Genomic DNA, 11,236 nt, shown 5'->3' with positions numbered 1-11,236 from the left:
GAGCGCGCCGGCGGACACCTCGGCCAGCGGTCCGTCCCGGTGCCAGCCGATGACGGCCGGTTCCCGCTCCACCACGGTGGGGGCGGATCACCGTGCCCGGACCACGACGTGGTCCGGGCCTTCACCTCTGCTCTAGGGTCTGTTGCGAAAGTGGATCTTGTTCGTTGATGATCACCTGTCGTGGGACGTGGGGATCTGACGAACGGCCAGTGGGTCCGGCTGAGCCGTTGCTGCCGCAAGGCATCAAGCCGGGTCGTCCGCAGGTGTGGACGCGGCGGCAGTTGATAGACGGCATACGGTGGCGGACCCGGACCGGTGCTCCTTGGCGTGACGTGCCCGAACGTTACGGGCCGTGGGACCGGGTTTATGACCTGTCCCGGCGCTGGCAGCGGGACGGCACCTGGGCGAGGATCCTCACCCGGCTCCAGCCCGAGGCGGACGCGGAGGGTCTGATCACCTGGGACGTGAACGTCGACTCCACTGTCTGCCGGGCTCATCAGCACGCCGCCGGAGCGGTGAAAAGGGGGATCTCCAGAAGGAGCCACCCGGTGGGATCTTCGTCGAGCCGGCCGACCACGGTCTCGGGCGATCCCGCGGCGGGCTGACCAGCAAGATCCACCTCGCGGTCGAGCAGGGGCAGAAGCCCTTGTCCGTCGTGATCACGGCCGGGCAGTGGGGCGATTCCCCGCGGTTCGGGCTGGTCCTGGAGGCCATCCGGGTTCCGAGGCTGGGGCTCGGCAGGCCGCGCAAGCGGCCGGACCGGGTGCGGGCCGACAAGGCGTACGACTCCCGCGCTAACCGCTCCTACCTGCGCAGACGCGGGATCAAAGCCACCATCCCAGTCCCTGCGGACCGCATCCGCAACCGCCTCAAGCGTGGCTCGCGCGGCGGGCGTCCACCGGCGTTCGACAAGGACGACTACAGGCAGCGGCACGCGGTCGAGTGCGGGATCAACCGGCTCAAGCGTCACCGGGCCGTCGCCACTCGGTACGACAAACTCGCCGTCCGCTACGCAGCGACAGTGCTGGTCGCAGCCATCAACGAGTGGCTGTGACCAGCACTTTCACAACACGCCCTAGGCGGTCGAATGCTCTGGTACTTGAGTTATGGGGGAAAACGGGCTGGATGTTTGGGTCGGCCGCAGGCTTTATGCCTGGTTTTCGGTCGGCCGGTGGAGCGGTCCGGCTCGGTTGCGGTCACGAGCGGGGCGTTCGTTGACAGCGCGGCGGCCTGGTTCTCCTGCTGCTCGGCTTGTACCAGGGCAGTGAGCGGGGAGTGCTGGCCTTTCCCGACGTTGCGCAGCTGCTGCCAGTCGATCTCGGGGTGTGCGGTGGGCAGGGCGTTGATGTCGGCTGTGCGGAACAGCGGCACCATGACGGCCCCGGCCCGCGAGGTGCCGAAGCGTACCTCGCGCTGTTCCGCCGGCGGGATCAACGCCGATGAGGCGTGGGAGCGGCTGCGGGACAGCCGCTGGAAGCCACCGGGCAGGGCTGCCGGAACGGCCTCCCGCCGCAAGACCTACGCGGCGGCCCTGGAGCAGACCGAGCAGATGCTGCGCGCCGCCGCCGTCGTGGGTCCCGCCACGCGCCCTCTCCAGGTCTTCTACGGCCTGAGCCAGGCCGGCCGCGCCATCGCGGCTGCCGCGGTGGCACGGGGGGGGCGAGGAGTGGCGGCTCGTCACCCACGGGATCAAGGCCTCCGGGTTCGACAAGCCCTTCCCCGACATCGAGATCCGCACCGACCCGCCCGGCACCCGCGGCAGCTTCGTCCGGGTCAGCGAAGTCCTCGACTCCCCGGTGTTCTGGCCCGCCGCTGAGGCCGACGCGTCCCGGAGCGATGCCGGAGCCGTCGCCGTAGGACGACGACGGCTCCTCGCTCACTGGGTGGGACAGCCGGCTGGTGGATCGTTGTACTCCTTGGTGTAGACACGCACCAGCATCCGTCGGTTCGCGTTCTCGCTCATGCTCCACAGGTGGCCGTTGCCGGAGGAGTCCAGCCAGTACGCCATCGACTCCGCGTTGTCGATGAAGGTCCCCTTGGACGGGCAGACGCCGTCGTTGTCCTGCTCGTACCACAACTCGCTGCTGTCGTTGCCGGGTACCGTCCGGTCGATGAAGAACTCCGGGCGTCCGGAGGAGGAGTTCGGCCGGGTCACTACGCCCTGGACCCCCTCGAGGTTCGTCTCGGCCAGGCCGGTTGCGGTGACCGGTTTCGTGGACCCGGTGTTCATACGGTCGAGGAGGTCGGCGGTCGACCAGTCGACGATGCGTGCTCCGGCGCCGGAGGCGGTCATACCGGTTGGGTCCCGGTACTCCGCGGAGACCAGGGAGTCGTTCGACCACTGCAGGGACAGCGACGAGAAGCACAGGCCGGTGTACAGGTCGGTGGGCGCGCCGGAGCAGCCGGAGGGCGTGGTGACGAACCGGCCCACCTCGAACATGACGTAGCGGTAGCCCGCCGCGCACAGCTGCGTGGTGCCGGACGCGTTGGTCACCTGCCCAATGTCGTTGACCCCCGGGCTGGTCCTGTCCGGGCCGCAGGACGTGTCGTCAGGGATGAGGTACGTGCGGCGGGTGTCGAACACCAGCACCCCCGAGGTGTGCTGCGAGACGAACATGTACGGTCCGTACCAGACGACCCCGCCGCCGTGCACGTCGCAGACGGGACTGAACGTCAGGCCGGCGGCGTTGGGGACGCCGGGCACCGCCAGCATCACGTGCCGGAAGCCGCCGTGGGTGCCGTCGGTGTAGGGCCGGTCAATGAACGTGGCGCGCAGACCCACTGATCGTCCGGAGTCGTCGGGCACGCCGGGGCAGCGCCCCCGGTTGCCCGCGTCGGCGGTGTGCCGCCAGACCACCGCCATCTGGTCGCCGCCGGCCTTGTAGCCCGAGTACTGCTCGGCGTCCTGTGAACTGGTCAGCGACTGCGGTACCCAGCTGTCCAGCTTCGCCTCGTCGCTGGTGGGGTCGAAGCACCAGGCGGCCAGCGTGTACGCCGCGTCGGCCGCGGCGATCGCCGGCCTCGGGGTGGCGCACTTGGTGCTGGTCTTGTAGTACATCTGGCTGCTGGGGTGGCTGAAGACCTGTGCCAGCCCGGGGCTGCCGTCGGCGCTCAGCCGACCGCCAGCGTAGGCGGTGTCCACCGCGGCGAGGTTGGCTGCCGGCTGCGGCGACCACACGAGCTGCTGCAGTGCTGTGGTGCTCTTGCCGGAGTTCACATAGGGCGTGACGTTGTCCCAGCTCACGCCGAAGGCGCTGGCGACGGCGAGCACGACGGTGAGGACCGGCACGGCGAGGACGCCGGTGCGCACCATCCTCCGTTTTCCTGACATGATCGGTGCTGCCCCTTTCTCGGGGTGGGGCGGGTGATCCGCGCTGTTCCGCGGCGTGGCCGCCCCTGCGGTCAGTGGTCGGTGCCCGTCAACCGGCCGCTCAGGGCGAGAGCGTGGGTCCGCAGGCTCGCCAGGCGGGTGAGGTCGCCGCGGTGGGGGCGGATCAGGGCGGACTCGACCGTGCCCTGGGCACGACGGTAGGCGGATACCACCCCGGTCTTCCGCTGGCACGCGGCGTCGCGCTGCGCCTGCTTCCACAGCGTGCCGAACTCGCTCTGACCCGCGGCCCGGTCGGATCCGGTGGCGGCCATGCGCTGCTCGGCGTCGGGGCGCACGTCGTGCAGTGCCGCCACGCGATAGCCGGAAGCGCGCATGCAGGCCGCCCAGGAGCTCTCCGCTTTCCGGACATCCGGGTCCTGCCGCACCTGGGCCAGTTCCCGGGCGAACAGTGTCTCCTCACCGTAGTGCAGCACTTTCCACGCACGCCCGTACAACTCGTCCTGCGCCTGGGAGAAGCACCCGTCGGTGTTTTCCACCGTGTATCCGCCCCCGGGCAGCGCCATCTTGACCGCATGGGAGGCCGTGCCGAGCAGAGCCCGGCTCTCGGCAGCCGTCGGCGTGCGACTTTCCTGTGCGCTCCGCGGGGTGGCGGCGTGCAGGCCGTAACCCTGTCTGGTCACGGTCGCGGGGTCGAGCAGCCCGTAGGGGTTGGGGTCGGTGAACTCCCGCGCCACGGTGGTGGGCGCGACCGCGAAGTCCAGACCGCGGGCGCGCATGCACCGCCTGACCAGGACGTCTTCTGCGTGGTCCAGCGACGTCTGCTGAGCGCTCGACAGTTGCAGCCAGGCGAGCGGCGACGGAAGGGGAAGGGCGGCCGGGCGTGCCCGGCCGGGGCGTGAGACGGCCAGGACCGCCGCGGCGGTGACAGCCGCGAGGAGGACGGCGATCGCCGCCGTCACGCGTCGTCGCGACTGCCCTGGCTGGTGTCTCATCAGCTTCCTTCACTCGACGCGGGCGCCGGCCCCGGGCCCTTCCCGGGGCAGCAGGGGAATCACGGACGGGAGTTGCACCAGGCGTTGCTCTCGACTCCAGTCGAGGCGAACTCCGGGATGTTGTTGAGGTTCGGGTAGCCCTGGCCGCGGCTGAGCGAGTGCACGATCCCCTGGTAGTTGGGCTGGGACCAGAGGTAGGCCGTGCAACTGGCGCCGTTGTTGTAGATGGACTGCATGTAGCGGAACTTCGGGTAGGACCTCAGGTCCGCGTTGTTGTCCTTTACGGGGCCGGGGCTGCTGGAGTAGTTCACGGACTCGTACGCACACAGGTACTGCGAGGCGCAGCCGTGGACCGTGGTGGCGCTCGCGGGTCCTCCCGTGGCACCGAGGGTGATCAGTGCCGCGGACACCAGTGCCGCGCCCGTCACAAGCAGTTTCTTCATGGAGTGACCTCTGTCTCAGGGGAGTTCACGGCCCCGCACGGACTGCGTGCCGGCGACGGCCGCTCCCGGCGGTGACTGCGCGGGAGCCGTTCCTTCGTACCGTGGGCAGGTTGTCCGCGGTCGTACGGCGACAGGCGGACAACAAGGGCCGGACAACGCGGAGGCCCGGCCCACCGGCACGGCGCCCACACGGGCCTCGGTGGCTGAGGGCCGGTTCAGCCGCAGACCTGCCGGTAGGGCAGCGCGGGAAGGTAACGGTGCCACGCCTGCCGGGGCAGGGCGCCGGTCGTGGTCGCGCAGACGCGGCTGACGGCCACATCGGAGCTGGTGGCCTGCATCTGGACGGTGTGGTCGTCGCCGGCGCTGGCCAGGGTCCTGCCGTCGGGGCTCAGCACTGCTTGGTCGACCGGTCCGGTGTGGCCGGTGACGGGGCCGCCCGACGCGGAGGGCGTGACAGGGCCGGCGACGTCCCACAGCCGGATCGTGCCGTCGCTGCCGCTGCTGACGAGGGTCCGCCCGTCATGGCTGAAGGCCACGGACAGAACGAAGCTGGTGTGCCCGGTCAGAGGCGTGGCCCGGGCGGCGGGGTGCCGGGGATCGCCGACGTTCCACAGACGCACACTGTGGTCGTCGTTGGCCGTGGCGAGGGTACGGCCGTCCGGGCTGAAGGCCACCGACTCCACGCCCCCGGTGCGGGCGGCCAGCGGCGGGCACCACTGCGTGGGGCGTGCGGGGTCGGAGACGTTCCACAGGCGGGTGGTGTCGTCCGCACCGGCGCTGGCCAGGGTGCGGCCGTCCGGGCTGAAGGCCAGCGATTTCACGACGTCGGCGTGGGCGGTCACCGGGCGCCCGATCTCCTCGGGGTGGACGGGGTCGGTGACGTCCCACAGCCGCAGCATGCGGTCGTAACCGGCGCTGGCCAGCACGCGCCCGTCCGGGCTGAAGACAGCCGTGGTGATCGCGGCGTGCGCCGGGCCGGGAGCCTGCCGGCTGAGCTCGTGCGCACGTGCCGGGTCGCGGACGTCCCACAGCCGCAGCGTTCCGTCCCGGCCGGCGCTGGCCAGGAGACGGCCGTCGGGGCTGTAGGCCAGTTTGTTCACGGCGCGTGCGTTGCCGAGCAGCGGGGCGCCGGCGGGGGCGGGCCGGCGGGGGTCGGTGGTGTCCCACAGCCGGATCGCGCCGTCGGTGCCGCCCGCGGCCAGGACGCGCCCGTCGGGGCTGAAGGCGACGGTGTTCTGGTAGGTGGGGGTGGGCAGCACGGTGCGGGGCAGGTCCCACAGCCGTACGGTGGCGTCGGCGCTGACGCTGGCCAGGGAGTGCCCGTCGGGGCTGAAAGCGAGCCACCACACGTAGCCAGTGTGGCCGGTGAGCGGCGGGCACAGTGCGACGGGGGCCGAGGGGTCGGTGACGTTCCACAGGCGGACCGTCTGGTCCGCGCCGGCGGTGGCCAGCACTGTCCCGTCGGGGTTGAAGGACACGGCGTAGATGGTGTTGGTGGCGGCGTCGGGAATGGTGCCCACGGCGACCGGTTTCGCCGGGTTTGTGACGTTCCATAGCCGCACGGTGAAGTCGTTGCCGACACTCGCCATCAGGTGGCCGTCCCTGCTGAAGGCGACCGCGTAGACGGTGTCCGTGTGGCCGTGAAGCGGCGGTCCTGCTGTGCGCGGGTGCGCGGGATCGGCGACGTCCCACAGTTGGACGGTGTGGTCGTGGCCGGCGCTGGCCAGGGTGCGGCCGTCCGGGCTGAAAACAGCCGAGGCTATGGCGCCCTTCTGGCTGCGCTGCGGCTTGCCCAGTGCGCTCGCGTGGGCGGGGCCGGAGACGTTCCACAACCGCACGGTGCCGTCGTCGCCCGCGCTGGCCAGGGTGCGGCCGTCCGGGCTGAAGGACACCGAGAAGACGATGCCGGTGTGCCCTCGCAGCGTGGAGCCCGCTGTCGGCTGCTTCGGATCGGTGAGGTTCCACAGCCGTACGCTGTGGTCGCGGTCGGCGGAGGCGAGGGTGCGGCCGTCCGGGCTGAAAGACAGCCACATCACGCCGCCGCTCCGGGCGTGGACGGGGTCGCCCAGCGGCGCCGGGTGGGTGGCGTCCGCGACGTTCCACAGCCTGATGGTGTCATCCTGGCCCGCGGTGGCCATCAGGTGGCCCCGCGGGCTGAAGGCGACCGCGTAGACGGTCGCCGTGTGCCCGGTGAGGGGCGTGGAGAGGGGGGCGCTCTGGGTGCCCAGCAGGTCGGTCGCGAGCAGGTCGGTGCGGCGGAAGCGGTATCCGGCGACGTCCATCCTGGCGGCGAGCGACTGGTCGGTGCCGCGCAGTTGGTCGGCCTGCGCCTGCAACTCGCCCGCGACTGCGCTATCACGCTCGGACCTGGCGGCCGAGCGCTGCTGCAGCGCGGTCCCTGCGGCTGCCATGGCGAGTACGGTCAGCAGCGCGAGCGCGACGACCGCGACGCGCCGGCGCCGCAGGCCGCGGTCCTGGTGGCGGGAGGAGGCGGCGAGGAACTCCCGGGCCCGAGCGCTCAACCGCCCGTCGTCGGTGTGCTCGCGGGCCCATTCCCGGGCGGCGGCCAGGCGGGTTCCGCGGTACAGGGCGCTCGCGTCGCGCCCTTCGCGTTCCCAGGCCAGGGCGGCGTCGGTGAGCTGCTGCTGCACGAGCAGGCCGGCCCGGTCCTCGCTGATCCAGCCGCTGAGCCTGGGCCACGCCTGGAGAAGCGCCTCGTGGGTGATCTCCGCGCTGTCGGTGTCGAGGGTGACGAGCCTGGCCCGGGCCAGCGCGTCGAGAACGGCGTCCGCGCTGGGGTCGAGTTCGTCCCTGGCCAGGCGCCGTTTGGAGTCCTCGGTGCCGTCGTTGAGCGACACCAGAAGCAGGAAGATACCGCGCGCCAGGCGCTGCTGCGGTGCGGTGAGGGCGCCGTAGACGGTCTCGGCGGTGTTGGCCAGGGCGTGCGTGATGCCGCCGGCCGACTCGTAACCGCTCACGGTCAAGGCGTTGCCGCGCCGCCTGCGCCAGGTCTCGCGCATCGCGTGGGAGACCAGGGGCAGGATGCCGGGCTGCCCGGTCGCTTCGGCCACCACCCGGGCGAGCAGGGGGGCTTCGAGAGTGAACCCGGTCTGGACCGCGGGTTGCGTGATGGCACGGCGCAGTTCCTCGGTGGTCATGGGGCCGACGAGGAGTTGCGAGTCCTGGATGGCTTCCACGAGGTCCGGGTGCTGCGAGCAGGCAGCGTAGAAGTCCGCCCGCACGCCGAGGACGACGCGGGTCCGGCTGTTGGCCGCGCCGGCCGCGGTGAGCAGTGAGGCGATGAAGTCCGCCCGCTCGCGCGGGTCGGGGCACAGGGTGAAGATCTCCTCGAACTGGTCCACCACGAGGAGGAGTTCGCGCTCCGGCGGCTGCTCCGCGAGTAGTTGGAGCGCGGTGAGGTGCAGGGCACGCGGGCCGGCTCGCAGGTCGTCGTGGAGGGCGACGGCGGAGGCGCTCGTGAGGGCGGCCAGCCGTGCCGCGCACTCCTCGAAGGGGTGGGCGCCCGGGGTGAGGACGAGCACGATCCAGGGCGCCGGGCCGGTGGACACCCGCGGGATCAGTCCCGCCCTCAGCAGGGAGGACTTCCCCGAGCCGGAGGCGCCGAACACCGCGACGAACCTATTCCCGCGGACCCGGGACTCCAGGTCCTCGGTGAGCCGTTCGCGTCCGAAGAACCGGTCGGCGTCTTTGGCTTCGAAAGGGCTGAGTCCCGCGTAGGGGCAGTCGTCGTTCCCTTCGACGGCATCCGGGAGTTCATCGGCGCGGGCCAGATCGGCCGATAGGCGGTGCCAGCGCTGCTCCCACTCCGCCGTGTCGCCGCCGCACGCGCGGACGTAGGCGAGGGTGACCGGCAGGCTCGGCAGCTTACGGCCGGAGGCGGCGTCGGCGAGGGTGGTCGAGGAGTAGTGCGCGGCGCGGGCGAGCTTGCGGTATGGCGGAGCGCCGGCCTTGTCTCTCAGTTTCCTCAAGTCCGCCGCGAACTTGCCCAGATGGGTGTCCTCGTCGTCTAACGGCCGCTCGCTACGGGGCACCGTCGCCTCCTACCTTTCCTCGCGGAGTGCTCATTGTGCGGAGCGTGTTGTCCGGCGTCCAGCGGCCGACAGCGGACAACGTCTCGTCCCTTACAAACGAGCCACCACCGCAGACGCGGCGGTGACGGACACACGGGGAAGAGGGACGCACGACTATGAGCAGCGATGTGAAGCATTCCGCACTTCTGCGGACGAGAAGGGCCGCACTCGGAGCCCTCACGGCGGTACTCGTCTCTGGCGCGGTGCTGGCCGGGCCTACCACGGCGTCGGCGGACTCGGCCGACATCAAGCTGGGACAGGAGGACCTGAACGGGCTGGCGTACAACGCCGGCACCGTCGACGGCGTGAGCGGGCCGCAGACCGAGGCAGCCGCCGAGTCCTTCCAGTCCGACCGGTGCCTGAGCGTCGACGGGATCATCGGCACCCAGACGCTCGGCGAACTGGAGACCGTCGTCAAGGAGGTCCAGAGCAAGGCCGGGGTCACCCAGGACGGCGACTACGGCAGCAGCACCACCACCGCCGTCAAGAACTACCAGAGCGAACACCAACTCACCGCCGACGGCATCGCCGGCCCGGACACCATGAAGTCGATGGGCATCACGCGACTCGTCGCGAGCTGCCACACCAGCGATACACAGCGCGACAAGATCGTCAGCGTGGCCAAGAGCCAGCTCGGCGTCCGCGCCGACTCCAGCAACTGCGTCCCCGGCAAGCCCTACAGCATCTGCGCGGACTGGTGCGCAGCCTTCGCCACCTGGGTGTGGCGGGACGCCGGGGAGAACATCCCGTTCATGACCTATGTGCCGAACGTCTACGACTGGGCGGTCAGCCACAACCGCTGGTACGGCACCAGCCAGCTGCACTCGGCACTGCCCGGCGACATGATCATTTTCGGCACAGCGACCAACCGCTACCACATCGGGATCGTCGACCACGTCAACGGATCGACCGTCTACGTGATCTCGGGCAACACCTCCAACCCCGCCAACTCCAGCCAGATCGGCGTCTACGACAAGAGCTACCCGCTGTCGAGCTCCGTCTTCTACGGGCTGGTCCGCCCCTGACCGGACCTTCCCACCGGTCCACCGGCACCACCCCGCACCTGCCGACCGGCGCCGCGAGCACCCGCACACCGCGTGGCTCGCGGCGCTGGCGTTCTGCGCCGACCTTCGAGAACGGAGAACCACCGATGCACAGAACCCTGGCCGCCGCCGTCACACTCGGCCTGACCGTGCTGGCCGCATCGGCCGGCCTGCCGCACGCCACGGCCCGCACAGCCGTGGCATCGGCGGCGCCTGCCCACCCCCTGCACGAGGCAGCCGACCACATGGGCTCCGGGCTCACCGCCCGCCTGCCGGCCCGTACCGTTCACCACTCGGCCACTGCGGCGGTCCCCGACACCACGACGACGCTGAAGGGCCTGGACGTCAGCGCCTTCCAGGAGAACGTCGACTGGCCGTCGGTGGCGGCCAAAGGCGCGTCCTTCGCCTACGTCAAGGCGACCGAGGGCACCGACTACACCAGCAGCCAGTTCTCCCAGCAGTACAACGGATCCGCGGCCGCGGGCCTGATCCGCGGCGCCTACCACTTCGCCCTGCCCAACACCGCCGGCGGCAGCGCCCAAGCCGACTACTTCATCGCCCACGGCGGAGGCTGGTCCGACGACGGCAAGACCCTCCCCGGCGCGCTCGACATCGAGTACAACCCCTACGGAGCCTCCTGCTACGGCCTCAGCCAAAGCGCGATGGTCTCCTGGATCACCGCCTTCAGCACCGAATACCACACCAAGACCGGCCGCTACCCAATCGTCTACTCCACCCGCGACTGGTGGTCGACCTGCACCGGCAACTCGGCCACCCCCGGCCAGCACGACCCGCTGTGGATCGCCAACTACGGCGGTTCGCCCACTCCGCTACCGGCCGGCTGGACCGCCTACACCATCTGGCAGAACGCCGACAGCGGCACCTTCCCCGGCGACCAGGACGTCTTCAACGGCACCACCGCCGACCTCAAAACCTTCGCTCACGGCACGTACACCCCGCCCCCGCCGCCCCCCGGCAGCGGCTGGCCGATCGTCTCACAGGGCGCGACCGGCCACAGCACCATGACCATCCAGTACCTGCTCAACGCCCACGGCTTCACCCTCGCGGTGGACGGCGACTTCGGCCCGGCCACTCGGAGCGCGGTGCTCGCCTTCCAGTCTGGCAAGGGGCTGACCGCGGACGGCATCGTCGGCCCCGACACCTGGCAGGCCCTCATCGTCACCGTGCAGTCCGGCGACACCGGCCCGGCCGTGAAAGCCGCTCAGGCCGAAGTCGCCGCGCACGGCTTCACCCTCGCGGTGGACGGCGACTTCGGCCCGGCCACTCGGAGCGCGGTGCTCGCCTTCCAGTCTGGCAAGGGGCTGACCGCGGACGG

7 protein-coding genes and 2 pseudogenes are annotated in these 11,236 nt (G+C 70.9%); 3 read left to right on the top strand and 6 right to left on the bottom strand.

The genetic code is table 11. The annotated features are described in order from the left end of the window. A pseudogene (locus AB0947_RS41990) lies at positions 1-78 on the bottom strand (spermidine synthase); the annotation flags it as partial. 102 nt (positions 79-180) lie between these two features. Between AB0947_RS41990 and AB0947_RS41985 the strand changes: the two are divergent. Then, a pseudogene (locus tag AB0947_RS41985) lies at positions 181-1,054 on the top strand (IS5 family transposase). A gap of 50 nt (positions 1,055-1,104) precedes the next feature. Here AB0947_RS41985 and AB0947_RS41980 read toward each other — a convergent pair. The 5 genes from AB0947_RS41980 to AB0947_RS41960 all read right to left on the bottom strand — a co-directional run bounded on the left by AB0947_RS41980 (position 1,105) and on the right by AB0947_RS41960 (position 8,818). Beyond that, the gene (locus AB0947_RS41980; protein WP_366755633.1) at positions 1,105-1,374 is read right to left on the bottom strand and encodes a hypothetical protein; all 270 of its coding nucleotides are present in this window, start codon (positions 1,372-1,374) and stop codon (positions 1,105-1,107) included. Positions 1,375-1,876: 502 nt separating this feature from the next. Then, positions 1,877-3,313, bottom strand: a complete 1,437-nt coding sequence (locus AB0947_RS41975) for a hypothetical protein (RefSeq protein WP_366755632.1) — start codon at positions 3,311-3,313, stop codon at positions 1,877-1,879. Between the two features lie 89 nt (positions 3,314-3,402). Then, positions 3,403-4,323, bottom strand: a complete 921-nt coding sequence (locus AB0947_RS41970; protein ID WP_366755631.1) for a hypothetical protein — start codon at positions 4,321-4,323, stop codon at positions 3,403-3,405. Between the two features lie 59 nt (positions 4,324-4,382). Beyond that, the gene (locus AB0947_RS41965) at positions 4,383-4,766 is read right to left on the bottom strand and encodes a peptidase inhibitor family I36 protein (protein ID WP_366755630.1); all 384 of its coding nucleotides are present in this window, start codon (positions 4,764-4,766) and stop codon (positions 4,383-4,385) included. 215 nt (positions 4,767-4,981) lie between these two features. Next, a complete protein-coding gene (locus AB0947_RS41960) occupies positions 4,982-8,818 on the bottom strand; it encodes a hypothetical protein (protein WP_366755629.1) in 3,837 nt (1,278 codons plus the stop codon). Between the two features lie 155 nt (positions 8,819-8,973). On the opposite strand from AB0947_RS41960, the gene AB0947_RS41955 reads away from it, so the two are divergent. Beyond that, a complete protein-coding gene (locus AB0947_RS41955) occupies positions 8,974-9,882 on the top strand; it encodes a peptidoglycan-binding protein (RefSeq protein WP_366755628.1) in 909 nt (302 codons plus the stop codon). 125 nt (positions 9,883-10,007) lie between these two features. Beyond that, on the top strand, positions 10,008-11,236 hold a 1,229-nt coding region (locus tag AB0947_RS41950), incomplete at its 3' end, for a GH25 family lysozyme (RefSeq protein ID WP_366755627.1).

Origin of the sequence: Streptomyces sp. NPDC047841 (genome assembly GCF_040704085.1) — a bacterium.
In the GTDB taxonomy this organism is placed as follows: domain Bacteria; phylum Actinomycetota; class Actinomycetes; order Streptomycetales; family Streptomycetaceae; genus Streptomyces; species Streptomyces argyrophylli.
Note: the sequence above shows the minus strand (reverse complement) of the source record. Positions and strands in the feature narration are given on the sequence as shown.

Bases quoted from the DNA above. Each gene is read 5' to 3' on its own strand.
- AB0947_RS41980 (WP_366755633.1), bottom strand. From the start codon at position 1,374: ATGGTGCCGCTGTTCCGCACAGCCGACATCAACGCCCTGCCCACCGCA.
- AB0947_RS41975 (WP_366755632.1), bottom strand. From the start codon at position 3,313: ATGGTGCGCACCGGCGTCCTCGCCGTGCCGGTCCTCACCGTCGTGCTC.
- AB0947_RS41965 (WP_366755630.1), bottom strand. From the start codon at position 4,766: ATGAAGAAACTGCTTGTGACGGGCGCGGCACTGGTGTCCGCGGCACTG.
- AB0947_RS41970 (WP_366755631.1), bottom strand. From the start codon at position 4,323: ATGAGACACCAGCCAGGGCAGTCGCGACGACGCGTGACGGCGGCGATC.
- AB0947_RS41955 (WP_366755628.1), top strand. From the start codon at position 8,974: ATGAGCAGCGATGTGAAGCATTCCGCACTTCTGCGGACGAGAAGGGCC.